The 26,133-nt window shown below is 65.4% G+C and carries 26 protein-coding genes and 1 tRNA gene; 9 read left to right on the forward strand and 18 right to left on the reverse strand.

Going from position 1 to position 26,133, the window contains the following annotated elements; genetic code table 11:
- The first annotated feature begins 65 nt into the window (after positions 1–65).
- Positions 66–764 (forward strand): pirin family protein, encoded by a 699-nt coding sequence (locus PKO50_RS23415; RefSeq protein WP_109936312.1) that lies wholly within the window; start codon positions 66–68, stop codon positions 762–764.
- A 58-nt stretch (positions 765–822) separates the two neighbouring features.
- Here the strand turns inward: PKO50_RS23415 and PKO50_RS23420 are convergent, their stop codons facing one another.
- From PKO50_RS23420 to PKO50_RS23460, 9 genes are all read right to left on the reverse strand, one after another.
- Positions 823–2,865 (reverse strand): GtrA family protein, encoded by a 2,043-nt coding sequence (locus tag PKO50_RS23420; protein WP_275627367.1) that lies wholly within the window; start codon positions 2,863–2,865, stop codon positions 823–825.
- Between the two features lie 17 nt (positions 2,866–2,882).
- Entirely contained in the window at positions 2,883–3,596 is a 714-nt protein-coding gene (locus PKO50_RS23425) for a methyltransferase domain-containing protein (RefSeq protein WP_109936309.1), read from the reverse strand.
- Positions 3,596–4,561, reverse strand: a complete 966-nt coding sequence (locus PKO50_RS23430; protein ID WP_109936308.1) for a glycosyltransferase family 2 protein — start codon at positions 4,559–4,561, stop codon at positions 3,596–3,598. The genes PKO50_RS23425 and PKO50_RS23430 overlap by 1 nt, the downstream gene beginning before the upstream one ends.
- A 165-nt stretch (positions 4,562–4,726) precedes the next feature.
- A tRNA-Ala gene (locus tag PKO50_RS23435) sits at positions 4,727–4,802 on the reverse strand.
- Between the two features lie 81 nt (positions 4,803–4,883).
- Positions 4,884–5,546 (reverse strand): class I SAM-dependent methyltransferase, encoded by a 663-nt coding sequence (locus tag PKO50_RS23440; protein WP_109936307.1) that lies wholly within the window; start codon positions 5,544–5,546, stop codon positions 4,884–4,886.
- A gap of 15 nt (positions 5,547–5,561) precedes the next feature.
- On the reverse strand, positions 5,562–6,095 hold the full coding sequence (locus PKO50_RS23445; RefSeq protein WP_109936306.1) for a C40 family peptidase: 534 nt from the start codon (positions 6,093–6,095) through the stop codon (positions 5,562–5,564).
- Between the two features lie 82 nt (positions 6,096–6,177).
- A complete protein-coding gene (locus tag PKO50_RS23450; protein ID WP_089391873.1) occupies positions 6,178–6,810 on the reverse strand; it encodes a C40 family peptidase in 633 nt (210 codons plus the stop codon).
- Positions 6,811–6,875: 65 nt separating this feature from the next.
- Complete coding sequence (locus PKO50_RS23455; protein WP_109936305.1) at positions 6,876–7,640, reverse strand: NAD-dependent protein deacylase; 765 nt, start codon at positions 7,638–7,640, stop codon at positions 6,876–6,878.
- Positions 7,641–7,653: 13 nt separating this feature from the next.
- Positions 7,654–9,057: a sigma 54-interacting transcriptional regulator gene (locus PKO50_RS23460; RefSeq protein ID WP_109936304.1), complete on the reverse strand. Its 1,404-nt coding sequence runs from the start codon at positions 9,055–9,057 to the stop codon at positions 7,654–7,656.
- 177 nt (positions 9,058–9,234) lie between these two features.
- Here PKO50_RS23460 and ddaH point away from each other — a divergent pair, with 177 nt between their 5' ends.
- On the forward strand, positions 9,235–9,999 hold the full coding sequence (gene ddaH, locus PKO50_RS23465) for a dimethylargininase (RefSeq protein ID WP_109936303.1): 765 nt from the start codon (positions 9,235–9,237) through the stop codon (positions 9,997–9,999).
- Positions 10,000–10,122: 123 nt separating this feature from the next.
- Positions 10,123–11,538 carry a basic amino acid/polyamine antiporter gene (locus PKO50_RS23470; RefSeq protein ID WP_109936302.1) on the forward strand — a complete coding sequence of 472 codons (1,416 nt, stop codon included), beginning with the start codon at positions 10,123–10,125 and terminating at the stop codon, positions 11,536–11,538.
- Here the strand turns inward: PKO50_RS23470 and PKO50_RS23475 are convergent.
- Both PKO50_RS23475 and ttcA read right to left on the reverse strand, forming a co-directional pair.
- Positions 11,535–12,206: a DNA-3-methyladenine glycosylase I gene (locus PKO50_RS23475; protein ID WP_109936301.1), complete on the reverse strand. Its 672-nt coding sequence runs from the start codon at positions 12,204–12,206 to the stop codon at positions 11,535–11,537. The two genes, PKO50_RS23470 and PKO50_RS23475, sit on opposite strands and share 4 nt — an antisense overlap.
- A gap of 13 nt (positions 12,207–12,219) precedes the next feature.
- Positions 12,220–13,047 (reverse strand): tRNA 2-thiocytidine(32) synthetase TtcA, encoded by an 828-nt coding sequence (ttcA, locus tag PKO50_RS23480; RefSeq protein ID WP_109936300.1) that lies wholly within the window; start codon positions 13,045–13,047, stop codon positions 12,220–12,222.
- Between the two features lie 89 nt (positions 13,048–13,136).
- On the opposite strand from ttcA, the gene PKO50_RS23485 reads away from it, so the two are divergent.
- From PKO50_RS23485 to PKO50_RS23495, 3 genes are all read left to right on the forward strand, one after another.
- A complete protein-coding gene (locus PKO50_RS23485; protein WP_109937315.1) occupies positions 13,137–13,733 on the forward strand; it encodes a DNA-J related domain-containing protein in 597 nt (198 codons plus the stop codon).
- A gap of 161 nt (positions 13,734–13,894) precedes the next feature.
- The gene (locus PKO50_RS23490) at positions 13,895–14,491 is read left to right on the forward strand and encodes a Yip1 family protein (protein WP_109936299.1); all 597 of its coding nucleotides are present in this window, start codon (positions 13,895–13,897) and stop codon (positions 14,489–14,491) included.
- Between the two features lie 442 nt (positions 14,492–14,933).
- A complete protein-coding gene (locus tag PKO50_RS23495) occupies positions 14,934–15,431 on the forward strand; it encodes a SprT family zinc-dependent metalloprotease (protein WP_089391881.1) in 498 nt (165 codons plus the stop codon).
- Positions 15,432–15,437: 6 nt separating this feature from the next.
- Here the strand turns inward: PKO50_RS23495 and PKO50_RS23500 are convergent, their stop codons facing one another.
- The 3 genes from PKO50_RS23500 to PKO50_RS23510 all read right to left on the reverse strand — a co-directional run bounded on the left by PKO50_RS23500 (position 15,438) and on the right by PKO50_RS23510 (position 19,393).
- Positions 15,438–16,619: a CaiB/BaiF CoA-transferase family protein gene (locus PKO50_RS23500; protein WP_109936298.1), complete on the reverse strand. Its 1,182-nt coding sequence runs from the start codon at positions 16,617–16,619 to the stop codon at positions 15,438–15,440.
- A 34-nt stretch (positions 16,620–16,653) separates the two neighbouring features.
- A complete protein-coding gene (locus PKO50_RS23505) occupies positions 16,654–17,793 on the reverse strand; it encodes an acyl-CoA dehydrogenase family protein (RefSeq protein WP_109936297.1) in 1,140 nt (379 codons plus the stop codon).
- 301 nt (positions 17,794–18,094) lie between these two features.
- Positions 18,095–19,393, reverse strand: a complete 1,299-nt coding sequence (locus PKO50_RS23510) for an OprD family porin (RefSeq protein WP_275627368.1) — start codon at positions 19,391–19,393, stop codon at positions 18,095–18,097.
- A 293-nt stretch (positions 19,394–19,686) separates the two neighbouring features.
- Here PKO50_RS23510 and PKO50_RS23515 point away from each other — a divergent pair, with 293 nt between their 5' ends.
- Positions 19,687–20,622 (forward strand): DedA family protein/thiosulfate sulfurtransferase GlpE, encoded by a 936-nt coding sequence (locus tag PKO50_RS23515; protein WP_275627369.1) that lies wholly within the window; start codon positions 19,687–19,689, stop codon positions 20,620–20,622.
- A 340-nt stretch (positions 20,623–20,962) separates the two neighbouring features.
- Here PKO50_RS23515 and PKO50_RS23520 read toward each other — a convergent pair whose 3' ends face one another.
- The 3 genes from PKO50_RS23520 to PKO50_RS23530 form a co-directional block, all read right to left on the reverse strand.
- Positions 20,963–21,202, reverse strand: a complete 240-nt coding sequence (locus PKO50_RS23520; protein WP_109936294.1) for a zf-HC2 domain-containing protein — start codon at positions 21,200–21,202, stop codon at positions 20,963–20,965.
- Complete coding sequence (locus tag PKO50_RS23525) at positions 21,196–21,738, reverse strand: sigma-70 family RNA polymerase sigma factor (protein WP_256596013.1); 543 nt, start codon at positions 21,736–21,738, stop codon at positions 21,196–21,198. The genes PKO50_RS23520 and PKO50_RS23525 overlap by 7 nt, the downstream gene beginning before the upstream one ends.
- 70 nt (positions 21,739–21,808) lie before the next feature.
- Positions 21,809–22,930 (reverse strand): beta-ketoacyl-ACP synthase III, encoded by a 1,122-nt coding sequence (locus PKO50_RS23530; RefSeq protein ID WP_109937314.1) that lies wholly within the window; start codon positions 22,928–22,930, stop codon positions 21,809–21,811.
- Positions 22,931–23,415: 485 nt separating this feature from the next.
- Here PKO50_RS23530 and PKO50_RS23535 point away from each other — a divergent pair, with 485 nt between their 5' ends.
- Positions 23,416–24,429 (forward strand): acyltransferase, encoded by a 1,014-nt coding sequence (locus tag PKO50_RS23535; RefSeq protein WP_275627370.1) that lies wholly within the window; start codon positions 23,416–23,418, stop codon positions 24,427–24,429.
- Here PKO50_RS23535 and PKO50_RS23540 read toward each other — a convergent pair.
- The gene (locus tag PKO50_RS23540) at positions 24,426–25,487 is read right to left on the reverse strand and encodes a GGDEF domain-containing protein (protein ID WP_109936291.1); all 1,062 of its coding nucleotides are present in this window, start codon (positions 25,485–25,487) and stop codon (positions 24,426–24,428) included. The genes PKO50_RS23535 and PKO50_RS23540 overlap by 4 nt on opposite strands.
- A gap of 219 nt (positions 25,488–25,706) precedes the next feature.
- Between PKO50_RS23540 and PKO50_RS23545 the strand changes: the two genes are divergently transcribed.
- Entirely contained in the window at positions 25,707–26,126 is a 420-nt protein-coding gene (locus PKO50_RS23545; RefSeq protein WP_109936290.1) for a 3-isopropylmalate dehydratase, read from the forward strand.
- Positions 26,127–26,133: the final 7 nt, after the last annotated feature.

Genomic DNA, 26,133 nt, shown 5'->3' on the forward strand with positions numbered 1-26,133 from the left:
ATAGCCTCCATGAACCGCGCAGGCCGGCCACTCCGTCGGCCTTGCGCCCCAAGAGGACTGATCCCATGATCGAACGCAGACCCTTCGACCAGCTCGGCGGCGCTCACCACGGCTGGCTCAACGCCAAGCACCACTTCTCCTTCGCCGAGTACTACGACCCCGAGCGCATGAGCTGGGGCAACCTGCGCGTCTGGAACGACGACGAGATCGACCCGGGCACCGGCTTCCCGCCGCACCCGCACCACGAGATGGAAATCATCACCTACGTGCGCCAGGGTGCGATCACCCACCAGGACAGCCTAGGCAACAAGGGCCGCACCGAAGCGGGCGACGTGCAGGTGATGAGCGCCGGCAGTGGCATCGTCCACTCCGAGTACAACCTGGAAAAGGACGTGACCAGGATCTTCCAGATCTGGATCCTGCCGACGCAACGCGGCGGCACGCCGTCCTGGGGCGCCAAGCCGTTCCCCAAAGGCGACCGCGCCGGCCGCTTCGTGACCCTCGCCAGCGGCTTTGAGAGCGACGAGGACGCCCTGCGCATCCGCGCCGACGGCCGCCTGGTGGCCGCCACCCTGAAGGCCGGGCAAAGCGCCGAGTACCCCCTGGGCGCCGACCGCCGCGCCTACCTGGTGCCGGCGACCGGCAAGGTGGAAGTCAACGGCGTGCCCCTCGCCGCCCGCGACGGCGCTGCCATCGCCGAGGAAGCGATGGTGAAGGTGACGGCGCTGGAGGACAGCGAGGTGATTCTGGTGGATGTTGCCTGACGGTCATGGCGAAACGAAAAAGGGCACGCGTCTACGTGCCCTTTTCTTCTCGGCGCATCTAGTGTTCGCCGCCTGGATTCTCCACAGCAGGGCAGGTACCGGGTAACAGATATATCTTCGCTCCGCCCATCACACCTGGTACCTGAACCTCCCGGTAATGCTGCTCAATGTACTCCAGCAACAGCCCGTAAGTGTTCTTCAACTTCAGACGCTCCAGACCATCCACGGTCGCCTCGGGTGCAAGGAGGATAAGCCTAGTTCGAGCGATGGCCGCAATATGCCTACGCTGGAACTCCACCGACCGGGGGTACAAGTAGTACATTTCCCAGAAAGGGGCCCGAACTCCGAGGAAAGCATAGATTCCTGGAAAGTGCGGGGCAGCCATGAACTCGTCTGGTGCAATAGCACACTCTTCTACGACACCACGCAATGCGTTCAACATTTCTACCGTTGGCCGCTCAACCTCGAATTTCCGATTTCCGATAACTATCTGCGAAACATTATCTGCATTGGCCAAGCGCATCCGCAAGAACCTCACTCCCGGCTCACTGGGAAGCCAACAGGCTAGAACCAGAGCGACCGAGAAGGCAAACAGGCATCGTGCGGCAACTCTGGATCTGGCGAAACCGTCGCAGTAGTACGCCAGAGACACGAGCGCGAGAATAAACGGCAAGGTGGCCTGCGCAATGTGACCGAAATCCGCCCGATCAAAGCCCTGCTGCAAATAAGGCAGTCCAGCGATACAAGCAGCCCCTAATAGCAGAATTACGGGTTTTCTCTCCCTCTGCTCACGTCTTTCTCGCCAGAGAAACAGAATGAATCCGCCGACATAGATCAGCGGTATCAACACGCAAGCAATACCAACTGCAACGCTCTGCAGTCCGTTTATGCCAAACTCTGCAGGAAAACCGACGCGCCATAGGAAGGGAATAGGCAATGGCAATTGCCAGTTCGCAGTGAAAAGCACTGAATCGACGAAGGCCCCGCGGAAATCAGCATTGAGCAATATCAGGAACAGCAGCGGCGAATAGCCAATGATGACACCTGCGCCAAAGAACACAGAGGTTCTCGGGAGCAGTTGCCACCTCTTCGTAATGAACAGATAACCTCCGCAAAGGAGGGCTGTAAAAACATAGAAAACACCATGATTCCGGCCAAAGATTGCAGCTATTCCCGTAATGAAGCCGAACCCCAACCAGCGTCGTACAGAATCCGGCCTGGATAGAATCCAGAACACCAGACCACAGAGCATGAGCGATAGGGATTGCTCGAACACCTTATGGCGCGGATACCCGAGACCGATGGTCAGCAAGGCGGCACAACCGAGGCGCCACGCGAACGGTAACCCTGCACGGCACATCGCAAACCAGACGACCGCCAGCCCCATAGTGCCGAACGCAGCACAGGCCAGCAGCATGGAGAGCAACCCGGAGTCTCCCAGAAGGTGGAAAAACAGGCCGTTCCAATAGTAACGGCCGGGGTCGTAGCTGAAGAAGTCCAGTATTGGTAGCTCTCCCAGCGCGGTTCGTTGCGAGGCATACCAGAGCAATCCCTCATCGGCCCAACTGAAGCCATATCGCCATTGCAGCAAGAAAGCCAAGCCGCAGGTCAAGGCTGAACCAAGCAAGGCCTCGACTACCGCACCTCTGATCCTGGAGGCTTCAGGTAAGTCATGGGTCATCTTGTCGATCCTTGGATTGGGAATGAGAGAGCCTGAACCCCAGAGTCGGCTCAAAGTGTAGGTGATCAGTGGAATCACCAAGGCTGCGAAAACTACAGAAGAGGCGACAGGGAGAAGCTGTGAGCGCAACAAATACGCCAGGACAAGGTTGTTAATCAGGAACGCACTGAACGCTATCAAGAAAAAACGCAGCATTGCTCGGCGCTGGCTTCCTGGACGTCGAAACGTCCAGTAGTAGTTGCCAACAAACGACAATCCGAACGCACTGAGGAATGCCACCAGGTTGGCCAGCATAGCCGGCTGAGCGGCCTGGGTGATGAGTCCCCAGGCAACGAGCATATGAATGAGTGTCGCCAGACTGCCAACGACTGCGAATCGAAAGACTCTTAGGCATTCTTGGAGCAGCCAGGATCCGTTCATGAAGAAGGCCCTGTCACTCATTGAGTCTCAGCCAGACAGAACACCGATAGCCCGGCCAACCGATTATGGTGCATCCAGAAAGTCTCCACCTGGCAGATGCTTCTCAATGTGGCATTGACCAGCGGTGAGTGACGAGTCAACTGCGAACGTGGAGACTGAGAACCGCGGCGGACTCGCTCCAACAGACGCAATACCGCTGCCAACGGGAAGACAGAACCAAAAAAGTAGTTCGATTTTTTGATTTTAAGCCCTGCTTTGCGCAAAGTATCTTCCAGTTGACTCAGGGTATATCGACGTCGATGCTCCAAGAATTCGTCATGGCCACTCCAGAGAAACTGGAAAGCCGGAACCGTCACCAGAAAACGAGTGCCCGCCGGTACCTTGTCCCTATACAGAGCCAGTAGCCCGACATCATCGTCGACATGTTCGATCACATCCATCAGCAAAACCAGACTGGCATCCACATGATCTATAGCCTTGCGTAGATGCAGGCACTTGTCCGAAATCATTTCATCCTTTTCGGCAGTGTAACTGGTATCCACACACCATGCTTCACGGGCAGTTGTATGCGTCAATAAATAGCGTGAAAAAAAAGCAGAACCGGAACCTACATCGAGAATGCTGGGACCTATATCCCTCCCAACGATGGAGGATAATGCTTTCGCCTTGGAGCTGTAGTACCAGTGCCCTTCGACAGCAGCGCCAAGAATTTCGGACTCCTTCAGATCCATCAGTCATCCTTAGGTTCATAAATTTTGCGCACCAGATAGATGGGGCGTCTCTTGGTTTCCAGGTAAGTCCTCCCCAAATACTCCCCCAGTACCCCTATACCTACTAGCTGCAACCCTCCCAGAAACGTCACTGCAACCATCAGCGACGCGTAACCAGGTACATCAACCCCATGGATAATCACTTTCAGAGCGATGAACACGGCGAACAAGAACGACACCAAAGAAACGAAAGCGCCTAGATAGGTCCAAATGCGCAGTGGTTCAGTACTAAAACTGGTAATGCCTTCTAGAGCGAAGTTCCACAACCGCCAGCCATTGAATTTGCTTTTCCCGGCAATACGTTGCGGCCGTGAGTAATGGACTTGTGCAGTTCTGAAGCCTACCCATGCGAACAGACCCTTCATGAATCTGCGCGACTCAGGGAGCTTGTTCAGCGCATCGACCACACAACGGTCAATCAGCCGGAAGTCGCCAGCGTTCTCCGGTAGCTTCAAATCGGAGATCCGATTGTACAGTCGGTAGAACCAATTGGCCGAGGCCCTTTTCGGCCATGAGTCAGTATCCCTATCGACACGACAGCCAAGCACGACGTCAAAACCTTCCCGCCATTTCTCAATCATTGTCAGAATCAATGCCGGCGGATCCTGCAAATCCACATCGATAGGCACTACCACTCGCCCAGTGGCAACCTGTAACCCCGCAGTCAATGCCGCTTCCTTGCCGAAGTTCCTGCTCAAATCGACCACTCTCAACCTTGGATCTCGACGCTGTGCTTCTAACACTTCAGCAAGGGTTTCATCGGTGCTGCCATCATTGACGAAAATGACTTCCAGATGAATTTCGGAGCTCTCCGCAAATACTCGGCTCAACTCATCAATGAACAAACCTATTGTCGTCGCCTCGTTGAAAACCGGCACCACGAGTGACAAGGCCAATGGAACTTCCGAGCGAGGATCGGCAGTCAATTCATCACCATCCGTTTTCGTTTGGATTTTTCGCAATGGCCAATGGACCAGAAGCAGAGACAAGCCACAGCAGCACTTGAACTTCAAGGCCTTCGTAAAGGCAGGGGACTAAGTCGGTGCAGAAAACCACACCGACTCGATAGGAGCAAGGTTATCAAAGGAAACTGGTGGACCGAAGGAGGATCGAACTCCCGACCTCCGCATTGCGAACGCGGCGCTCTCCCAGCTGAGCTATCGGCCCGATAGGGTAGGAATCTAACCCAGGCATTACCTGCAGGCAACGATGGCACTGTCGGAAAAATAGACACCCCTCAGCACCCATTCAACGCTTGCGACACAGCCCCATGCCATCGCCCAGCGGTAACAGCGAATAGTCCACCCGCGTGTCGCTTTTCAGCGCCAGGTTCAGTTGCTGGATGGCTCGGGTGTCGGCGCTTTGCGGGTTGGCTTCGAGCACCCGGCCGCTCCACAGCACGTTGTCGAAGATCGCCAGGCCGCCCTGGCGCAGCAGCGTCAGGGCGTGCTCCAGGTAGCGCGGGTAGTTGGCCTTGTCGGCGTCGATGAAGGCGATGTCGAAGCTGCCCGCCTGCCCTTCCCTTTCCAGGTCGGCCAGGGTGTCCAGTGCCGGGCCCAGGCGCAGTTGGATGCGGCTTTCGACGCCGGCGTCGCGCCAGTACGACTGCGCCGTGGCGTTGTAGTCGCCGGGCAGGTCGCAGCAGAGGATGTGGCCGTCTTCCGGCAGGGCCTCGGCCATGCACAGGGCGCTGTAGCCGGTGAAGGTACCCACTTCGAGGATGCGCCGGGCGCCGGTCAGCTTCACCAGCAGGGCGAGGAACTGGCCCTGCTCGGGGGCGATCTGCCAGCGTGCCGTGGGCAGGGCGGCGGTTTCCTCGCGCAGGCGCGCCTTCAGCGGCGTGTCGCGCAGGGAGGTGTCGAGCAGGTATTGGTAGAGCGCGTCGTCGAGGTTGAGCGTACGGGTGGTCATGGGCCCTCCTGAAGATCAGGGATGGAGGGCGAGGCTCTGTACCGCGAGGACGCGCTTGGCTTCCAGGAAGGCCCGCTGCCAGTAGGGGCTGTCGAGGCTGTCCAGGCGTACGGTCCCGCCCGTTCTGGGCGCATGCACGAAGCGCCCCTCGCCGACATAGATACCCGCATGGCTGACGTTGCGTCCACCGTTGGTGGCGAAGAACACCAGGTCGCCGCTCTGCAGGCCCTCGCGGCCGACCACGGGGGCACGCATGCCGATCATCTCGCGGGTGGAGCGCGGCAGCTGCAGGCCGGTGGCGTCGCGGTAGACGTAGCCGATCAGGCCACTGCAGTCGAAACCGCCGTCAGGGGTATTGCCGCCCCAGCGATAGGGCGTACCCACCAGGCCGATGGCGCGTATCAGCACGTCGTCCGCGGCCTGGGAATCGCTGCCGAAGTTGTTCGAGGGGGCGTAGACCACCGGCGGTGGCGCAGGCGGCGTATGGCTGGCACAGGCCGCCAACAGGGAGACCAGTGCGAGAGAGAGGATACGAAGGGAGGTATGCATGTGATGGCATCCCCGATTCAGGAATGCCATCACTTTGCACCGTCAAACGGTTAAGCGCAATACTTAAAGTAAAACTTTAAGATTAGCGCGTTACCGTCTGCTGCGCCTGGTAACCCGGCTCCAGGACGCGTTTGGCTTCCATGTAGCTCAGGCGCCAGTAGCTGTCGTCCAGGTTGTCCACCCGTACACCACCGCCGCGGCGGCTGGCGGAGTGGATGAACTGGCCATCGCCGATGTAGATGCCGGCGTGGCTCACGCGCCCGCGACCACGGTTGTTGAAGAAGATCAGGTCGCCCGGTTGCAGGTCTTCCTTGGAGACCAGCGGGACGTCCATGGTGATCATCTCGCGCGTGGAACGCGGAAGCTTGATTCCAGCCTCTTCGCGGAACAGATAGCCGACGAAGCCGCTGCAATCGAAACCGGTTTTCTCCGAACGGCCCCCGAAGCGATACGGCGTGCCGATCAGTTCGAATGCGCGATCCAGAATGCTGGAAACCCGCCCTGACGGGTTCCCGTTATCATTTCCTGCCCCCTCGTCTTCTACATCCGCCAGCGTTGCCTGATGGTGGTCAATCTGAGCCCAGCTGCGGGTGGCCTGCTCTACGGCAACCTGCTGTTGACCCGGCTGGGACTCCGGCGAATGGCTGGCGCAAGCGGCCAGCAACAAGACGAAACTCATGGGCACGAGGGGTGCGAAGCGTCTAAGCATGGGCACGACCGTGTCTCATTAGTTCCATTAGCGCGCTAATGTGCCCGCTCGATCGAGGCGATGCAAGTTTTTTATCGCGAAATGTGACCTATCAGTTGCGGCAGAATGTCTAAGGCTCGACCGACAATTCTCGCATCGACCCTCGCGCTGAGGTCGGTCAGCCCCGGATTCACCTCGGCGACGAATCCACCGGCGGCGCGGGTGCGCAGCACCGGCTCGACGATGTAGGGGAAGCTCGCCGTGGTCCCCACCAGCAGCACCACCTCGAAGCCCTTGCGCAGTTCGCCGTAGAGGCTGTCGATCGCCGCCTCCGGCAACATCTCCTCGAACAACACCACCGGTGGCCGCAGCACGCCGCCGCAGTCCGCGCAACGCGGCGGCAGCGGACGCTGCAGGTGCGCCTCCAGCTCATCGCTCTCGGCCCCGCACGACTGGCAGAACAACGGCCGCAGCTCGCCGTGGATCTCGATCAGCCGCTCCGGCGGCGAACCGGCGCGGCGATGGAAGCCGTCGATGTTCTGCGTCAGCACCCAGCCCCCCGGCTTGCGCCGCTGCAGTTCGGCGATGGCCTCGTGGCCGGCGTTGGGCGTGGCGGCGAGGCAGGCCCGGCCGAGCTGCGCCAGGTACTTCCAGCACAGCGCCGGGTCACGCCGCAGCATGGGCCCGGAGATGGCCGTCTCGATGGCGATGCCTTCCTCGGTCACGCCGTTGTACAGGCCGCCCAGGCCACGGTAGGTGGGCATGCCGGAATCCGCCGAGAGGCCGGCGCCGGTGATCACCAGGATGCGCTCGGCGCCCTGCAGGGCGTGGACGAGCGAGGCCATCGAAGCGTCCATGGGGTGGTTCCTGTCAGGCTGGCGCGTCGCCAGCGGGTGGATGCTGCGCGGCGAGGCGTTGCAGACGCCCCAGCAGCGTCGTGCGCGGGATGCGCAGGCTGGCGGCCGCCTGTGAGAGGTTCCCGCGCGCCCGGCGCAAGGCCTCTTCTATCAGCTCGCGCTCGTGTTCCGCCAGCCTTTCGCGCAAGCCCATCGCCGGCGCCACGTCATCGGCCGCGACGCTGGCCGCCACGACCTCCGGCGCCTCATCGGCGAAGACCACCTCGTCGAGCACCGCGCCAGCCTGGCCATGCAGCAGCAGGCTGCGGCGGATCACGTTCTCCAGCTGGCGCACGTTGCCCGGCCAGGCGCAGGCCTGCAGGCGCGCCAGCGCCCTCGGCCCCAGGGCCGTCACCTGCGGGTTCAGGCTGCGCGCATCGCGGCGCACGAAGGCCCGGGCCAGCAGCTCGACGTCCGCGGGCCGTTCGCGCAGCGGCGGGATGCTCAGGCTACCGACCTCCAGCCGGTAGTAGAGGTCCTCGCGCAGGCGCCCCTCGGCGATTGCCTGGCGCGGCGCCTGGTTGCTCGCGGCGATCAGGCGCACGTCCGCCTGCATCGGCCGCAGGCCGCCCAGCGGCAGGTAGCTGCCGTCCTGCAGCACGCGCAGCAGCTTGCTCTGCAGGGCCATGGGCATGGAGTTGATCTCGTCGAGGAACAGCGAGCCGCCTTCGGCCAGGGCGAACATGCCCTTGCGGTTCTCGGCGCCGGTGAAAGCGCCGCGGGTAGTGCCGAACAGGGTGCTTTCCAGCAGCGTCTCGGGGATGGCCGCGCAGTTCAGGGCGATCATCGGGCCGCCGCGCCGCGGGCTCAGGGCATGGGCGCGGCGGGCGAAGAGTTCCTTGCCGGTGCCGGTCTCGCCATGGATCAGCAGCGGCAGGTCGGTCGCAGCGAAGATGTCCAGGCGCTGCAGTTGCCGCAGCAGGCCGGGCGTGACGCTGAGGATCGACGGGCAGTCCGGCTCGTCGCCCGCGGCGGCGCCCTCCGCCACCACCTCGCCCACCTCCATCGCCCCGAGCAACTGGCCATCGCGCCCCTGCAGCGGGATCGCCCGGTGCCGGTACTGCAGCAGTTCGCCGCCGGCGCCGACATAGGCCTGCAGCGTATCGATGGATGGCCGCCCCTGCGCCAGGCAGCGCAGCAGGGTGCTCTGCTCGGCCGGCAGCCAGGGCGCGCTCTGCAGCACGTGCATGCCCAGCGCCTGCCGGGGGTCGAGACCGTCGAGCAGGCCACTGGCCCGGTTGTAGTAGACGAAGCGCCCCTGGGTATCGACCACCGTGACCGGTTGCCGCAACCCGTCGAAGATCGGCGCCAGGCTGTCCACCAGCCAGCGCAGCGCGTCATTTCCCGCAGGAACCGTCGATTTGTCGACAACAGCCATGGCAGCCCAGCCTTTTATATCCGTCCGAATTTCGACAACTGTCCCAGTTTCGACGAAAGCGCGCGAGCCCGCACCGCTCCCGGTCAACGCCGGGCCAGTAAAACCGTCGCCGGCGCGCCGGCCCGCCTGGCGCATGCCTTGCAACGTGACGAGCATCCACCTGCAAGAGGAAACGCCATGTTCAAGCACATCATCGCCCGCACCCCGGCCAGCAGCCTGGTCGACGGCCTGACCTCCAGCCACCTCGGCAAGCCGGACTTCGCCAGGGCCCTGGAGCAGCACAACGCCTACATCCGCGCACTGCAGACCTGCGACCTGGACATCACCCTGCTGCCGCCGGACGAGCGCTTCCCCGACTCGGTGTTCGTCGAGGACCCGGTGCTCTGCACCTCGCGCTGCGCCATCATCACCCGCCCCGGCGCCGAGTCGCGGCGCGGCGAGACCGCGATCATCGAGCAGACCATCCAGCGCTTCTACCCGGGCAAGGTCGAGCGCATCGAGGCGCCCGGCACGGTCGAGGCCGGCGACATCATGATGGTCGGCGAGCACTTCTACATCGGCGAATCGGCGCGCACCAACGCCGAGGGCGCCCGGCAGATGATCGCCCTGCTCGAGAAGCACGGCTTCACCGGCTCGGTGGTGCGCCTGGAAAAGGTGCTGCACCTGAAGACCGGGCTGGCCTACCTGGAGCACGGCAACCTGCTGGCCGCCGGCGAGTTCATCAGCAAGCCGGAGTTCCAGCACCTGAACATCGTCGAGATCCCCGAGGAAGAGGCCTATGCGGCCAACTGCATCTGGGTCAACGAGCGGGTGATCATGCCCGCCGGCTACCCGCGGACGCGGCAGAAGATCGCCGACCTCGGCTACCGGGTGATCGAGGTCGACACCTCCGAGTACCGCAAGATCGACGGCGGCGTCAGCTGCATGTCCCTGCGCTTCTGATCGGCCGCCCTGCCGGCGGGCCCTGCGGCCCGTCGACGCCGGCGCGGGCCCCCTCCCCTTCGCCGGCGCTCACGCGTGGCGGCCCCACCGCCACGCCACCGGTTGCCGTCTCGGAGGCGCAAGATGTCGATTTCGGATAAAGGAAAGCTGGGCCTGCCGGCGCTGACCGCCCTGGTGGTGGGCGGCATCATCGGCAGCGGTATCTTCAGCCTGCCGCAGAACATGGCCGAAGGCGCCGGCGCCGGGGCCATCCTCATCGCCTGGGGCATCACCTTCGTCGGCATGCTGACGCTGACGCGGGTGTTCCAGTGGCTGTCGACCACCTGCCCGGAACTGGACGACGGCGTCTATGGCTACGCCCGCGAGGGCTTCGGCGAGTACCTGGGCTTCAACGCCGCCTGGGGCTACTGGATTTCCGCCTGGGTCGGCAACGCCGGCTACCTGGTGGTGCTGTTCAGCGCCCTGGGCTCGTTCGGCGCCCTGGCCTTCTTCGGCGACGGCACCACCTGGCCGGCGCTGCTCGGCGAGCTGGTGGTGCTCTGGCTGATGCACGCATTCGTCCTGCACGGGGTGCACAACGCGGCCATCACCAATGCCATCGTCACCCTGGCCAAGGTGGTGCCCATCGCCCTGTTCATCCTCTGCGTCACCCTGGCGTTCCGCGTCGAGGTGTTCCGCCTGGACTTCTGGGGCAGCCCGGCGCTGGGCAGCATCACCCGCCAGGTGGAAACCACCATGCTGTACACCGTGTGGGTGTTCCTCGGCATCGAGAGCGCCACCGTCTACGCCAGCCACGCGCGGCGCGCGGCCGACGTCAGCCGGGCCACCCTGCTCGGTTTCGTCATCACCCTGCTGTTGCTGGTCTGCGTCTCGGTGCTGTCGCTGGGGGTGGTACCGCAGCACGAACTGGCGCAGATGAAGAACCCGTCGATGGCCCAGGTGATGGCGGCCGCCGTCGGGCCCTGGGGCGCCACGCTGATCAACATCGGGCTGATCGTCTCGGTGGGCGGCGCACTGCTGGCCTGGACCATGCTGGCGGTGGAGATGCTCTACCTGGCCGGCCGCGGCGAAGGGCACACCGCGCCGGCGCTGTTCGGCAGGACCAATGCGGTCGACACGCCCGCCCCGGCGCTCTGGCTGACCAGCACGCTGATCTCGGTACTGCTGCTGATCGCCTTCCTCAACGCCTCGGGCTACAACGCGCTGATCCAGCTGGCCACCTCGATGGCGCTGATCCCCTACCTGCTGTGCGCCGGCTTCTGTCTCAGGCGCGTGCTGCGCCAGCCCACCCCGGCGCTGCTGGCGATGGCGACGCTGGGCACGGTCTATGGCGTCTGGCTGCTCTACGCCGCCGGCCTGAAGTACCTGCTGCTGTCGATGATCCTCTACGCCCCGGGGCTGGGCTTCTTCGTCCGCGCCCGGCGCCAGCGCGGCCTGGCGGCCTTCGGCAACGCCGGCGAACGGGCGCTGGGCGCGCTGGTGCTGGCCCTGGCACTGGTGGCGCTGTGGATGGTCGGCAGCGGCCGGCTGGGGCTCTAGTGGTTGACGGTGTACGACAACATCATCGAGAGCTGGCACAGCGGCCGGCCGCTCTGCTCGTGCCAGGCGTTGAAGGCGGCCTGCACGGCGGCTAGGTCCTTCTGGCTGGTGGGCGCCTTGTCGATGACTTCCTGGGCCTTGAGCGCGGCGACCACGTCGTCGGAGGGGATGAAGGTGTCCTTGCCGGCCATGCGCAGGAAGCGCGGCGCCGACAGCCCGCCCAACTGGTTGCCGCGCTTGGCCAGCAGCTTCCACAGGCCGACGATGTCGGTCACCGGCCAGTCCGCCAGCAGCTTGCCGAAGCTGCCGTACTCGCGGGCGATGTCCAGGACCATCTGGGCGTTGCGCGGCACGCTCTTGAGCTTGCCCAGGTGGCGGATCAGGCGGGTGTCCTGCATCAGGTTCTCCAGCCGCTCGCCGCCCATGAGCACCACCTTGTGCGGGTCGAAGCCGAAGAACACTTCCTCGAAGGCCGGCCACTTGGCGTCCACCAGGCTGTGCTTGAGGCCGGCGCGGAAGATGCGCAGGCTGATCAGCGACAGGTAGCGGTCATCGCTCACCGCGGCCAGCTCGGCCGGGCTTTTCGGCTGCGGCAAGCGCGCCTCCAGCGCCGCCACCGAGCCAAAGCGGTTCAGGCAGTATTCGTGCAGCCATTGGTAGTCGCGCATCGCCCTTCCTTTATTACAGGTTCATCACGTCGACGAAGCGCGGCGTGGCGGTGTCGTCGATACGCAGGCTGGCGAAGTCGAACAGGTTGCGGTCGGCCAGCTGCGAGGGCACCACGTTCTGCAGGGCGCGGAACATGATTTCGGTGCGACCGGGGGTCTTGCGCTCCCACTCCAGCAGCATCTCCTTGACCACCTGGCGCTGCAGGTTCTCCTGCGAGCCGCAGAGGTTGCAGGGGATGATCGGGAATGCCTTGAGCTGCGAGTAGGCCTCGATGTCCTTCTCGTTGCAGTAGGCCAGCGGGCGGATCACCACGTTGCGGCCGTCATCGGACAGCAGCTTGGGCGGCATGGCCTTGAGGGTGCCGCCGTAGAACATGTTGAGGAAGAAGGTCTCGAGGATGTCGTCGCGGTGGTGTCCCAGCGCCATCTTGGTCGCGCCTATCTCGTCGGCGTAGGTATAGAGGGTGCCGCGGCGCAGGCGCGAGCACAGCGAGCAAGTGGTCTTGCCCTCCGGGATCTTCTCCTTCACCACCGAGTAGGTGTCCTTCTCGATGATGTGGTACTGCACGCCGATGGATTCCAGGTAGGCCGGCAGCACGTGCTCGGGGAAGCCGGGCTGCTTCTGGTCCATGTTCACCGCGACGATCTCGAACTTGATCGGCGCGACCTTCTGCAGGTACAGCAGGACGTCGAGCAGGGTGTAGCTGTCCTTGCCGCCGGACAGGCAGACCATGACCTTGTCGCCGTCCTCGATCATGTTGAAGTCGGCGATGGCCTCGCCGACCTGGCGGCGCAGGCGTTTCTGCAGTTTGTTCTGGTTGACCGAAAGGGTACTGGCCATGGTGCTGTGGAATCCGGGGGGAAGACGAAAAGCTGGTTATTTTACGCGCACCCCGCCTTCATCGGTAGCCTGATGCTAGGCTCATGCCCATGACTTGCGACCTCGACGCCCGCCTCGACCTCGCCGGGCAGTTGCTCGAACTGCTGCGCGAGGCCCCCGAAGGCCTCTCCGAATACCAGTTGATCCAACAACTGAAGGCGCGGCATTCCACCCATGTCCCGCACCTGCCGCTGCTGGACAAGCTGGTGCTGTTCCGCACCCACTTCCTGGTGTTCAACGCCCTCTACCGCCTGCGCGATGAGCTTTGCGCCGAAGAAGCCGGCTTCCTGCAGATCGGCCCGCTGCAGATCCGCCTGCTGCCCTGGCAGAGCGGCGCGCCCGGCCTGGTGGAAAGCGACCCGCTGCGCGCCTACTACCTGGACGAGAGCAACCTGCGCGACACCACCGAGCGCGACGTGGAGAAGCTGCTGGAGAGCTTCTGGACGCGCATGCAGGGCGATGGCGAGAAGGCCGCCGCGCTAGCGCTGTTCGAGCTGGAGGACGGCCCCGTGGACTACGCGCTGATCAAGCTGCGCTACCGCCAGTTGGTCAGCCAGCACCACCCGGACCGCGGCGGCAGCACCACGCGCCTGCAGTCGATCAACAAGGCGATGGAAATTCTCGAGCGCTATTACAGCCGCCCATGAAACTCCGATTTGCTCTAACCCCAGGCAGGACGCGGCCCTGGGGCCTTTCCTATACTGCGACACAAGGTCGCACGAGTCTGACGGGCACCGGAAGGCGCTGTCCACGCGTCCCCGGCGCGGCGCTGGGAGGCGGCCTGCATAATAACGAGGAGGTTGCCGAGATGATCCATCATGTGTGGGGGCTCTTCACCCATCCCGATCAGGAATGGCAGGAAATCCGCGGCGAAGAAGAAAGCATCAGCCACATGTACCTGACCCATGTGCTGATATTGGCTGCCATCCCGGTCATCTGCGCCTACATTGGCACCACCCAGGTGGGTTGGGTGCTGGGCAGCGCGGGACCGGTCAAGTTGACACCGGCGAGCGCGATCCAGCTCACCGTGCTCACCTACCTGGCGATGCTCGCCGGCGTCGCCGTCATGGGCGCCTTCATCCACTGGATGGCGCGTACCTACGACGCCACCCCGAGCATGACCCAGTGCATAGTGTTCGCCGCCTACACGGCGACCCCGCTGTTCATCGGCGGCGTGGCCGCGCTCTACCCGCACCTGTGGCTGGGCATGGTCATAGGCACCGCGGCGGTCTGCTACACGGTCTACCTGCTCTACGTCGGCATCCCGACCTTCATGAACATTCCCAAGGACGAAGGCTTCCTGTTCTCCAGCTCGGTGCTGGCGGTGGGCCTGGTGGTGCTGGTGGCGATGATCGCGCTGTCGGTGATCCTCTGGGGCAGCGGCGTGGGGCCGGAATACACCTGAGGTTTGGCTGGCGAATGCAGACCGGGCCCTGGGGCCCGGTTTTCGTTTTTTGGGGTTTGGTTTCTGGCTTGGCCACAGAGTGCTGTCGAAGTCCGCCCCCTCTCCCTAACCCTCTCCCTAAAGGGAGAGGGGACCGTTGGGCAGAATCTGGTGTTATGGCGTCAGCCGGTCAGCCCGGCAGGTTCCGGCTGAAACCATCACTTCTCTCGGCACGGACAAGCCCTCTCTCCCTTCAGGGAGAGGGCTGGGGAGAGGGCGCTCTTGAACCTGGCACCTACGCCGCCGGCAAACTCCGTTCGCGAGCAAGCTCGCTCCTACGCAGAGCAACCTGCCAGCCTTGCCTGAAACTCCACCCGGCTTGCCCGAACCTGCACGGCGGACGAGCGGCCTGCACAACGCCGCCGGCTCCGGCATAATCGGCAGCCGCCGGAGAAAATACTGTATGCCCGAACAGCTCAACGCCCGTGTCGAAGCCTGCTACCAGATGGCAGAAGGCTTCTTCCAGCGCCGCTTCCCGCGCCCGGAAGTGAGCTTCCGCCTGCGCGGGCAGAAGGCCGGGGTGGCGCACCTGGACGAGAACCTGCTGCGCTTCAACCCCCAGCTCTACCGCGAGAACCGCGAGCACTTCCTCAAGCAGACCGTGGCCCACGAGGTCGCCCACCTGATCGCCCACCAGATGTTCGGCCCGCGCATCCGCCCCCATGGCGAGGAATGGCAGCTGATCATGCGCGGCGTCTACGGCCTGCCGCCGGACCGCTGCCACACCTACGAGGTCAAGCGGCGCCGCGCCACGCGCTACATCTACCGCTGCCGCTGCGACGAGAACCCCGACTTCCCCTTCTCCGCCCAGCGCCACAACCTGGTGGCCCAGGGCCGCCGCTACTACTGCCGGCGCTGCCGCACCACCCTGGTGTTCACCGGCGAAGTGGTGCGCGAGTAAGCCCCTTCAGGCAATCACCTTGGCCGCCTTCAGCGCCGCCACCTGCTCGTCGCTGTAGCCCAGTTCGGCCAGCACCTCGGCGCTGTGCGCACCCGCGGCCGCGCCTATGTGCCTGGGCGCCGGCAAGCCGGCGGAGAAGCGGATCGGGCAGGCCATCTGCCGCTGGCTGCGGCCATCGCCGCGGGGCACCTCGGTGACCAGGCCGCGGGCCTGGATCTGCGGGTGCTCCACCGCCTCGGACAGCGGCAGCATGGGTTCCACGCAGGCGTCCACGGCGGCGAAACGTTCGCACCAGTCGGCGAAGTCGCGCTTCTCGAACTCGATGGCGATCTCGCGCTTGAGCACCTGCTGCTCCTCAGCCTTGGGCGACAGGCCGCGGGCGGCCAGTTCCGGGCGGCCGATGGCGGCGCAGAACTGCTGCATGAACTGCGGCTCCAGGCTGCCCACCGAGAACCAGCGGCCGTCGCGGGTGCGGTAGTAGTCGTAGAAACTGCCGCCGTTCAGCGCCTGGGTCTCCATGCCCGGCTCCACGCCGCAGGCCAGGTAGCCGGCGCCGGCCATGCCGTTCAGGCTGAAGGCGCAGTCGGTCATGCTGACGTCCACCTGCTGGCCCTCGCCGGTCTGCTGGCGGTGGATCACCGCGGCCAGCAGGCCCATCACCCCGTGCAGCGAGCCGCCGGCCAGGTCCGCCAGTTGCACGCCCAGGGGCAGCGGGCCGGTATCGCGGCGGCCGGTGTAGCTGGCCACGCCGGCCAGGGCCAGGTAGTTGATGTCGTGCCCGGCGCGGTCGCGGTAGGGCCCGGTCTGGCCGTAGCCGGTGATGGAGACGTAGATCAGCTTCGGGTTGATGGCCTTGAGCGCCTCGTAGCCGACGCCCAGCTTGTCCATCACGCCGGGGCGGAACTGTTCCAGGACGATGTCGTACTCGCGCACCAGCTGCTTCACCACCTCCACCGCCTCGGGCCGCTTCAGGTCCAGGGCGATGCTGCGCTTGTTGCGGTTGAGGTAGGCGTGGCTGGCCGAGACACCTTCGTCGTGGGGCGGCAGCACGCGCACCAGGTCCATGCGCGTGGGCGATTCCACGCGCAGCACCTGCGCGCCCATGTCGGCCAGCAGCAGCGAGGCGAAGGGCCCCGGCAGCAGGGTGGAGAAGTCGAGGACTTTCAGCGAGGCGAGCGGGCCGTTCATGGGCACTCCTGTGTCGTGGTTCTGCAGCCGGGCCTCAGAGCTTCATGCCGCGGCTGATGATTTCCTTCATGATCTCCGAGGTGCCGGCGAAGATGCGCTGGATGCGCGCGTTGGCGTACATCCGGCAGATCGGGTACTCCCACATGTAACCCCAGCCGCCGTGCAGTTGCACGCCCTCGTCGACCACCTTGCCGAGCAGTTCGGTGGTGAACAGCTTGGCCTCGGCGGCCACCTCGGGGCTGAGCTTCTTCTGGTTGTGGTCCATCACGCAACGGTCGGTGAACACCTGGGCCACGTCCACCTGGGTGCGCATCTCGGCGAGCTTGAAGCGGGTGTTCTGGAAGTGCGCGATGGGGCGGTCGAAGGCCTTGCGCTCCTTCACGTAGTCGATGGTCGCCTGCAGCGCCGCCTCGGCCCCGGCCACCGCGCCGCAGGCATTGGTCAGGCGCTCCTGGGCGAGCATGTTCATCAGGTAGTAGAAGCCGCCCTTGGCGTCGCCCAGCAGGTTCTCCTTGGGCACCTTGACGTCGTTGAAGAACAGCTCGGCGGTGTCCTGGCTCTTCATGCCCAGCTTCTTCAGGTTGCGCCCGCGCTCGAAGCCGGGCATGCCGCGCTCCACCAGGAACAGGCCCATGGCGTGCTTGTTGTTGGGGTCGGTCTTGGCCGCGACTATCACCAGGTCGGCCAGCAGGCCGTTAGAGATGAACACCTTGGAGCCGTTGAGGACGTAGTGGTCGCCCTTGTCCACCGCGGTGGTGCGCATGCCGGCCAGGTCGGAGCCGGCGGAGGGCTCGGTCATGGCCACGGCGAGGATGGTTTCGCCGCGGATGATCCCGGGCAGGAAGCGCGCCTTCTGCTCGGCATTGCCGTACTCGGCGATGTAGGGCCCGCACAGCGCCGAGTGCAGCGGGATCATGAAGCCCGGCTCGTTTATCCGCGCCAGCTCCTCGCACATGATCTGCTCGTAGCGGAAGTCCTTCAGCCCGGCGCCGCCGTACTCCTCGTCGGCCCAGGGCAGCAGGAAGCCCTGCTCGCCGGCCTTCAGCCAGACGCTGCGGTCGACCACCCCGGCCTCTTCCCAGGCCTCCTGGTGCGGCACCACCTCCTTGGCGAGAAAGGCGGCGAAGGCATCGCGGAACAGGTTGTGCTCGATCTCGAAGTGTATGCGCTGCATGGCGGCGAATCCTGGTCGTTGGAGGTGCCGGCAGGTTAGGTGCCAGCCCCGCCGCGCCTCAATGACGGCAGCGCTCAGCCTGGATTGACGCTTTCGTTCAAGCGGTGATCGACGCGTGGAGTTGAAGAGCATCGCGGACGAAGTCCGCTCCTACGGTTCCGGGGACGCACGGCCGTAGGGCGTATAACGCCTACGGCGTTATCCGCCGTTGACCTTCGCGCCAGTGTGCCGCTGGCGAAAAAAAGCCCCGCCAGGTGGCGGGGCCCAAACCATAGGAGTGACGTCTTGCTTCAGCGCGCTGTTACCACAGCGGCATGGTGTAGCTGAGGATCAGGCGGTTCTCGTCCACGGAGTTGGAGGAGGCGCTGTTGCTGGCGAAGTCGCTGCGGGTGGTCGCGTTGCGCCACTTGATGCCGAAGCCCTTGAGCGCGCCTTCCTGGACGACGTAGGCGATGTCGGTGTCGCGCTCCCATTCCTTGCCATCGTCGCCGCTGGCGTTGAGCAGGTCGACGTTGTCGCCCTTCACGTAGCGGGTCATGAAGGTCAGGCCGGGGATGCCGAGGCCGGCGAAGTTGTAGTCGTAGCGGGCCTGCCAGGACTTCTCGTCCTTGTTGGCGAAGTCCAGCACCTGGATGTAGTTCACCAGGTAGGGGTCGGTGCCGTTGATGTAGGCGAAGCCGGTATCGCCGCTCATCTTCTGGTAGCCGACGCCGAAGGCGTGGTAGCCCAGGTTGTAGGTGACCATGGCGTTGAACGCCTTGTTGTCGACGTTGCTGCCGCCGTCGTCGGTGGACTTGGCCCAGCGGATGTCGGACTTCAGCGACTGGCCTTCGGCGATCGGCAGGGTCCAGCCGACGGTCAGGTAGTGCTGCTTGTAGAAGTCGTCCAGCTGGCCGTAGTGGTAGCCGGTGCTGAAGTTCTTGGTCCAGTTGTAGGTGGCGCCGGCGTAGTCGAACTCGTTGGTGGTGGTGCCGCTGCGCACGGAGATGTTCTTCTTGCCGCCGGTGGTGACGGTCATTTCCTCGTAGTCGGAGGAGTCGCGGCGGTTGGTCTGGTTCAGGCGGCCGGCGTCGAAGTTCAGGCCGTCGAGCTGGGTGGAGTTGATCGCGCTGCCCACGAAGAGCTGCGGCAGCAGGCGGCTGTCGTTGGTGACCACGACCGGCAGCTTGGGCGTCAGGGTGCCCATCTTCAGGGTGTTCTTCTCGTAGCGCAGCTTGAGGGTGGCGCCACCCTTGCTGAAATCGTCCGGAGCGTCGCCATCGGCGGTCTTGGGCAGCAGGCCGGTGCCGGTGCGGTCCGGGCTGGAGTCCAGCTTCAGGCCCAGGGCGGCGATGCCGTCGACGCCCACGCCGATGGTGCCGTCGGTGTAGCCCGATTCGAACTTCAGGATGAAGCCCTGGCCCCACTCTTCGGCCTTGCTCTGCTGGGCGGGGGTGGAACTGCGGAAATCCCGGTTGAAGTAGAAGTTGCGCAGTTCAACGTTGGCCTTGCTGTCCGAAATGAAGTCGGCATGAGCGACTGCGGGTACGACAATGCTGGCGCCGAGCACGGCCTGCGCCAGCCCGCCCATGGCAAAACCGGCGTAGTTCTTACGGATCATCAGGATTCCCCTTATGGTGTTTTAAGCGTTGAACACGCTGAGCGCCTGGCATGCAGGGCGCGGCCCCCATGGTCTCGCGCAGCCGTTTGGCGGCTCTTCTGTGTTGCGGGGAATCTTGGCCGGGGGTTATTTCAGATCGGCGGCATAGATATAAACTTTTTGTTACAGCTGAACTTTTCCGAAAAACTCGACTACGCGGTCATCGGCTGACAGTAGCGACTGTCAGCAATGACTGACGCACCGGACGGGCGGCAGTATGCTGTCGCCTCCCTCTCCACCACCGCGTCCATCCCATGCAAGAACTGCAACCGCTGATCGAGCGCTACGGCCCCGCCCTGCTCTTCCTCAATGTGCTGCTGGAACAGCTGGGCCTGCCGATTCCGGCCTACCCGGCGCTGATCGTCGCCGGCGCCCTGGCGCTGCAGGGGCACGGGGCATCCCTCGGCGAGGCGCTGGCAGTGGCCACCCTGGCCTGCCTGATCGCCGACACCGCCTGGTACTTCGCCGGCCGCCGCTATGGCGGCTTCCTGCTGCGCAGCATCTGCAAGGTGTCGCTGTCGCGCGACAGCTGCATCCGCCAGAGCCAGAGCCTGTACCTGCGCATCGGCCCGCGCGCGCTGCTGATCAGCAAGTTCCTGCCCGGCGCCGGCGCGCTGTCCACCAGCCTGGCCGGCATGACCGGCACGCCGCTGCGCCGCTTCCTCGGCTACGACTTCGCCGGCTCGGCGCTGTGGGTGGGCTCGGCGCTGCTGCTGGGCGCCGTCTTCAGCGACACCGTCGACAGCCTGCTGGGCTGGCTGCACGACTACGCCAGCCGCGGCCTGCTGTTGCTCCTGGCGGCCTTCGCAGCGTTCATCGCCTGGCGCCTGTGGCAGCGCTACAGCCTGCTGCGGCGCACCGCGCGGGTTCCCCGGATCAGCGTGGAGGAGCTGCGCGAGCGCCTGGACCAGGGCGATACCCCACTGATCCTCGACGTGCGCGCCGAGGCCGGCGAGGACGGCATCCCCGGAGCCATCCCGATGGCCCTGGACAGCCCACTGGACGGGCTGGCCGACAGCCTGGGCCGGGCCGACGTGGTCATCTATTGCGCCTGCCCCAACGAACTCTCCGCGGCCATGCTCGCCGAGCGCCTGCGCAAGCTCGGCTACCCGCGCGCCCGGGCGCTGTCCGGCGGGCTGGAGGCGTGGCATGCGAGCCAGGCCCGGTCCGGAGTCGACGCGCTTTCGTAGCAGCGGGTTCATCCGCGATCAATGCGCGATGCAGGGCTATCGCGGACGAAGTCCGCTCCTACGGGAATGACATTCCGCCGCGGGCTCCGGCAGCCGTGGCGATGGGTATCGCTTCGCTCAACCCATCCTACGACGGTGTTTCTCCTGCGCCGCGCAGGATTCCATCCGCGATTGGACTCACCGGCCACGCCGGGTACCCTGGCGGCACGGCCAACGGCGGATAACCGCGAACGGTTATTCGCCCTACGTCATGGGCGGGCCTGGCGTAGGGCGCATAACGCCTACGGCGTTATCCGCCGAATCGCGGGCAGGGCCCGCTCCTACAGATTGATGGAAAGCGTCAGCGCCGCGAGTGATCCCGGCGCAGCTCGGCCAGCCGCGCGGCCAGCAGGTCCAGGCCGGCTTCGCGGTCTTCCGGCAGGCGGCGCAGGGTCGCCTGGGTCAGGCGCATCTGGCGGATGAAGCGCCGGCAGTGGCGACACAGCAGCAGGTGGCGGCGCACCGCCAGTTTCTCGCGCAGGCCGAGCTGGCTGTCCAGCAGGTCGCTGGAGAGGGCCACCAGTTCCTTGCAGGTCAGCATTGGCCGGTCTCCTCGAAATGCTCCAGGGTGGCGAACAGCTTCAGCCGCCCGCGGTGCAGCAGCACCCGGACATTGGAGAGGGAAAGCGCCAGCAGATTACAGATTTCCTGCAATTCCAGCCCCTGGCGCTCGCGCAGCAGGAGCACGCTGCGCTGCATGTCCGACAGGCTGAGCAGGGTCTTTTCCAGGCACTCGCGCAGTTCGTCCTCGGCCAGCAGGGCCTCGGGCGAGTCCGAATGCCAGGCCTGGGGCGCGGCGCTCCAGTGGCCGTCGGCGGCGAAGCGGCTGTCGTCGACGCTGCCGTGGGGCGCCGGCAGGTCGTCCAGCGACACTTCCCGGCGCACCTGGCGCAGCCTGCTCTTGGCGGTGTTGGCGGTGACGGTCAGCAGCCAGGTCTTGAGGCTGGAACGCCCCTGGAAGCCGTCCAGGTGGCGCACCACCGCGAGCCAGGCGTCCTGCACCACCTCGTCGGCCAGCGAGGGGCCGACGATGGCGCGGGCCACGGCGCGCATGGCGCCCTGGTAGGCCGCGACCATCTCGCGGAAGGCCGCGTCCTCGCCGGCGCGCAGGCGCGCCAGCAGTTCGCCGTCGGCTTCGCCCACCCGGTCAGCGCTTGCGCAGGATCACGCTGCCGATGGAGTAGCCGGCGCCGAAGGAGCTGAGCACGCCGATGGAACCGGCGGGCAGGTCCTCGTGGTACTTGTGCAGGGCGATCACCGAGCCGGCCGAGCTGGTGTTGGCGTAGGTGTCGAGGATCACCGGCGCCTCGTGGGCCTCGGCGTCGCGGCCGAGCAGCTTGCGGGTGATCAGCAGGTTCATGTTGAGGTTGGCCTGGTGCAGCCAGAAGCGCTTGACCTCGGTGACCGGGATGTCGTTCTGCGCCAGGTGCTCGCCGATCAGCTCGGCGACCATCGGGCAGACGTCCTTGAACACCTTGCGGCCTTCCTGGACGAACAGCTTGTCGCGCTGGCCGATGCCCTCTTCCGCAGCGCGGTTGAGGAAGCCGAAGTTGTTGCGGATGTTGTTGGAGAACTGCGTCAGCAGCTTGCTGCTGACGATGTCGAACTGCTGCTTGCCGGCGGCCTGGTCGGCGCGCTCGACGACCACGGCGGTGGCGGCGTCGCCGAAGATGAAGTGGCTGTCGCGGTCACGGAAGTTCAGGTGGCCGGTGCAGATTTCCGGGTTGACCATCAGGATGGCGCGGGCCTGGCCCAGTTGCACGGCGTTGGCCGCGGCCTGCAGGCCGAATGTGGCCGAGGAGCAGGCCACGTTCATGTCGAAGCCGAAGCCCTGGATGCCGAGGGCGGCCTGGACCTCGATGGCCACCGCCGGGTAGGCGCGCTGCAGGTTGGAGCAGGCGACGATGACCCCGTCGATGTCCTGCGCGGTGCGGCCGGCGCGGTGCAGCGCCTCCCTGGCGGCATGCACGGCCATCTCGCAGAGGATGCCCCAGTCGTCGTTGCTGCGCTCGGGGATGCGCGGGACCATGCGCTGCGGATCGAGGATGCCTTCCTTGTCGACCACGAAGCGGCTCTTGATGCCGGAGGCCTTCTCGATGAAGGCCGAGCTGGATTCGCTCAGCGCTTCCAGTTCGCCCTTGGCGATGGCTTCGGCGTGCTGGTCGTTGTACTGGCGGACGTAGGTATTGAAGGACTCCACCAGTTCATCGTTGGAGATGCTGAACGGCGGGGTATAGAGACCGGTTCCGCTGATCACGACTTTATGCACGGTCAATCCTCTTCTCAATCTGGCTGCCGGCCCCGGCAGCATGGTTAGGCATCGATGTGCCCGCCCGCGGGCCGGCACTGCAAAAAGGGGTTCGGCCCGCATGGGCCTGAGGGCACGGCCTGATGACCAGGCAGTGTGCCATCGAAGGTGGCGCGCTGGCATCTTCCACCGCCCAACGGCGACGGCGCTGCGCGGCGCTCGAATAACCGCCGATTATGCGGCAAATCGTCGGCAAATGCCGCTACCGCGGCGCAGTTTTCCAGCATACAGACCTTGTACCGGCCGGTGATTGAAATTCCCGAAAGCCGCTATAGACAGACGATCCAGGCGAGTTGGCGGAACCACCCTGCGCTCTTGCGCAAATGCCCTTGGGGCGAGTGCCCGCATGCCATCGGGCAGGTGCGCTGAACCCCGGCAGGAAAACCGCTGTCGAGGAAAGGGGCGCCCGCCGGCGCCCCTTTTCATTGGCAAGCACAGAGGTAGCGATGCTGGTTTCCCTTCAGGCGCTGCGGGCCCTGGCCGCCTGGCTGGTGGTGTTCCATCATTTCATGCAGGTGTTCTTCGATTTTCGCGCCGACAGCCTCGGCGGGCGGCTGCTGTCCACCCGCGGCCAGGTCGGGGTGGACATCTTCTTCGTCCTCAGCGGCTTCGTCATCCAGTTGTCCTGCGCCGGGCGCCAGGTGCCGGGCCTGACCTTCCTGGCCCAGCGGGTCGCGCGCATCGCCCCGGCCTACTGGCTGTACACCGCCATCACCGCGCTGATCCTCTACGCCTTCGGCAACCTGATGCCGGTCTACGGCGTGGCCCTGCCGCAGCTGCTGCTGTCGCTACTCTTCCTGCCCAGCCAGAACCCCGGCGGCTTCGGCTTCTACCCGATACTGCCGGTGGGCTGGACGCTGAACTTCGAGATGCTCTTCTACCTGCTGTTCGCCCTCTCCTTCGCCGTGGGCGAACGCTGGCGCCCCTGGCTGGTGGGCGCGCTGCTGGCCCTGGTCAGCGGCGTGCTGGCGAAGGCGCCGTGGCTGAGCAACTTCTACCGCGACCCCATCGTCTGCGAACTCCTCTTCGGCCTGCTGCTGGCCGAACTCCACCGCCGCGGCCTGCTGCGCCTGCGCGCCTCGGTGGCGCTGCCGCTGGCGCTGGGCGCGGTGCTGGTGCTGCTGCACTTCCCCGCCGAGCATCCCTGGCGCCCGCTCACCTGGGGCCTGCCCAGCGCGGTGCTGGTGGCCGCCTGCGTGGCGCTGGAGCCGTGGTTCGCCGGCTGCCGCCCGCTCAAGGCGCTGGGCGACTGGAGCTATTCGGTGTACCTGGTCCACGTGATAGTGCTGTGGCTGGGCAGCTACTGGCTGCACCAGCGCCTGGGCCTGGGTCCGTACCAGACGCTGGCGCTGTGCCTGCCGGCGATCCTGCTGCTGGCCTGGCTGAGCTACGAATGGGTGGAGCTGCGCCTGGGCCGGCGCCTGAAGCGGGCCTGGGCGCCGCGCCCGGTGCCGGCCTAGCCGTCGCTGCAGACCAGGCGGTTGCGCCCCAGGGCCTTGCCGCGGTAGAGGCGGTGGTCGCAGCAGCGGTACAGGGCCTCGGCGTCGTCGCCGTCCTGCGGCCACTCGGCCAGGCCGAAGGTGGCCGACAGCGGGATGACATGGCCGCGGTACAGCAGCGGGTTGGCCGCCAGGTCCGTGCGCAGGCGCTCCACCAGCGGCGTGGCGTCGAAGCCAACGGTGTTGCGCAGCAGCAGGGCGAACTCCTCGCCACCCAGGCGGCCGATCATGTCGCCGGCGCGCAGGTGCAGGCGCAGCCGGGCGCAGAGGTACTGCAGGGCCTTGTCGCCGGCGTCGTGGCCCCAGCGGTCGTTGACGTCCTTGAAGTGGTCCACGTCCAGCAGCACCAGCACCCAGCGCTGGTCGTTGCCGCGGGCCTCCTCCAGGCAACGCAGCACCGCGCGCTGGAAGGCCTCGCGGCTGGCCACGCCGGTCAGCGCGTCGCTCATCGCCAGGCGCCGCAGCAGTTGCTGGGCCTGGGCGCGGCGGGTTTCGTAGATGTGCACGAAGGCCATGATCAGCAGGCCGCAGAGGATGGCGTTGCCCAGGTCGATCATCCCCGGGGCGTCCAGGCGCATCGGGTGCTGGCGCAGGTAGAGCAGCGCGGCCACGCCGACGAAGGGCACCGAGAGCAGGAAGCCGCGCCACGCCCCCAGCAGCAGGTAGGCCATCACCGGCATCAGGTAGAGCCAGACGAAGGCCGTGGCCGAGGCCTGCGGCATGATGATGATGTAGACCAGGAAGCAGAAGGTGGGCAGCAGGTAGGCGTAGATCCACGGCGTCAGGTCGCGCACCCGCACCAGGCGCCAGGTGGCCCAGAGCAGCAGCAGGCAGACCAGCACCTCCAGGCCCGCCAGCAGGTAGTTGCCGTTGAGGCACTGGAGCACCGAAAAGACGCCCAGGGTCAGCCCGGTGCAGAGGAAGATCAGGCGCATCAGCAGGCGCTGGTCGGCCAGGTCCAGTCCGCTGGTGCTGGCTGCCGGCTCCCCCGGCGCATTGGCTTTTGCCTTGTCGTGCATGGCTACCTTTCCCTGGCCCCGCCCGGCATGGCGGAGCGCTGGACGAAACGACCGCCCATCCGCGTGGGTGGAGTCTAGCCAGTCCGCCCGCCCGGCATCACCGCCGGTCGTCGCCCGCCGGACGGTGCAACGGAGGCGCCCACCACCCCACGGCGAATTCACGGCAGCTTCATCGCCGCTGCGCTAGCCTTCGAGGAACCCCAACCACGGAGGGCGCCCATGCGCGTACTGATCGCTTCGCTGTCCCTGCTGGCCCTGGCCGGCTGCTCGTCCTACCAGGCCAAGCAAACCGGCACGGTGCCCGCCGACCGCCTGCTGGGCTTCCAGCAGAGCGCCCAGGGCGGCGCCAAGGTCGAGGTCGAGCGCGACCTGGGCTTCCTCGGTGGCGGCTGCATGGTCGCCTTCAAGATCGACCGCCAGTTGGCCGCGCGTATCGCCGTGGGCGAGACCGCCAGCTTCCAGCTGCCGCCCGGCCAGCACATCGTCGGCATCGGCGCCGACGAACAGGGCGAGGGCCTGTGCAGCAAGGGCCTGCTGCGCCGCGAACTGCTGGTGGACCTCGCCGCCGGCGAGACCGCGCAGTTCCGCATCCTCAGCGACGCCAACAAAGGCTTCGACATCCTCCCGGCCCAGCGTTGACGCCCGG

Origin of the sequence: Pseudomonas sp. 273, assembly GCF_029201425.1 — a bacterium.
GTDB classification, from domain to species: Bacteria; Pseudomonadota; Gammaproteobacteria; order Pseudomonadales; family Pseudomonadaceae; genus Pseudomonas; species Pseudomonas delhiensis.

Coding starts and splice junctions, on each gene's coding strand:
- PKO50_RS23415 (WP_109936312.1), top strand. CDS start 66: ATGATCGAACGCAGACCCTTCGACCAGCTCGGCGGCGCTCACCACGGC.
- PKO50_RS23420 (WP_275627367.1), bottom strand. CDS start 2,865: ATGAACGGATCCTGGCTGCTCCAAGAATGCCTAAGAGTCTTTCGATTC.
- PKO50_RS23425 (WP_109936309.1), bottom strand. CDS start 3,596: ATGGATCTGAAGGAGTCCGAAATTCTTGGCGCTGCTGTCGAAGGGCAC.
- PKO50_RS23440 (WP_109936307.1), bottom strand. CDS start 5,546: ATGACCACCCGTACGCTCAACCTCGACGACGCGCTCTACCAATACCTG.
- PKO50_RS23445 (WP_109936306.1), bottom strand. CDS start 6,095: ATGCATACCTCCCTTCGTATCCTCTCTCTCGCACTGGTCTCCCTGTTG.
- PKO50_RS23455 (WP_109936305.1), bottom strand. CDS start 7,640: ATGGACGCTTCGATGGCCTCGCTCGTCCACGCCCTGCAGGGCGCCGAG.
- PKO50_RS23460 (WP_109936304.1), bottom strand. CDS start 9,057: ATGGCTGTTGTCGACAAATCGACGGTTCCTGCGGGAAATGACGCGCTG.
- ddaH (WP_109936303.1), top strand. CDS start 9,235: ATGTTCAAGCACATCATCGCCCGCACCCCGGCCAGCAGCCTGGTCGAC.
- PKO50_RS23470 (WP_109936302.1), top strand. CDS start 10,123: ATGTCGATTTCGGATAAAGGAAAGCTGGGCCTGCCGGCGCTGACCGCC.
- PKO50_RS23475 (WP_109936301.1), bottom strand. CDS start 12,206: ATGCGCGACTACCAATGGCTGCACGAATACTGCCTGAACCGCTTTGGC.
- ttcA (WP_109936300.1), bottom strand. CDS start 13,047: ATGGCCAGTACCCTTTCGGTCAACCAGAACAAACTGCAGAAACGCCTG.
- PKO50_RS23485 (WP_109937315.1), top strand. CDS start 13,137: ATGACTTGCGACCTCGACGCCCGCCTCGACCTCGCCGGGCAGTTGCTC.
- PKO50_RS23490 (WP_109936299.1), top strand. CDS start 13,895: ATGATCCATCATGTGTGGGGGCTCTTCACCCATCCCGATCAGGAATGG.
- PKO50_RS23495 (WP_089391881.1), top strand. CDS start 14,934: ATGCCCGAACAGCTCAACGCCCGTGTCGAAGCCTGCTACCAGATGGCA.
- PKO50_RS23500 (WP_109936298.1), bottom strand. CDS start 16,619: ATGAACGGCCCGCTCGCCTCGCTGAAAGTCCTCGACTTCTCCACCCTG.
- PKO50_RS23505 (WP_109936297.1), bottom strand. CDS start 17,793: ATGCAGCGCATACACTTCGAGATCGAGCACAACCTGTTCCGCGATGCC.
- PKO50_RS23510 (WP_275627368.1), bottom strand. CDS start 19,393: ATGATCCGTAAGAACTACGCCGGTTTTGCCATGGGCGGGCTGGCGCAG.
- PKO50_RS23515 (WP_275627369.1), top strand. CDS start 19,687: ATGCAAGAACTGCAACCGCTGATCGAGCGCTACGGCCCCGCCCTGCTC.
- PKO50_RS23520 (WP_109936294.1), bottom strand. CDS start 21,202: ATGCTGACCTGCAAGGAACTGGTGGCCCTCTCCAGCGACCTGCTGGAC.
- PKO50_RS23525 (WP_256596013.1), bottom strand. CDS start 21,738: ATGGTCGCGGCCTACCAGGGCGCCATGCGCGCCGTGGCCCGCGCCATC.
- PKO50_RS23535 (WP_275627370.1), top strand. CDS start 23,416: ATGCTGGTTTCCCTTCAGGCGCTGCGGGCCCTGGCCGCCTGGCTGGTG.
- PKO50_RS23540 (WP_109936291.1), bottom strand. CDS start 25,487: ATGCACGACAAGGCAAAAGCCAATGCGCCGGGGGAGCCGGCAGCCAGC.
- PKO50_RS23545 (WP_109936290.1), top strand. CDS start 25,707: ATGCGCGTACTGATCGCTTCGCTGTCCCTGCTGGCCCTGGCCGGCTGC.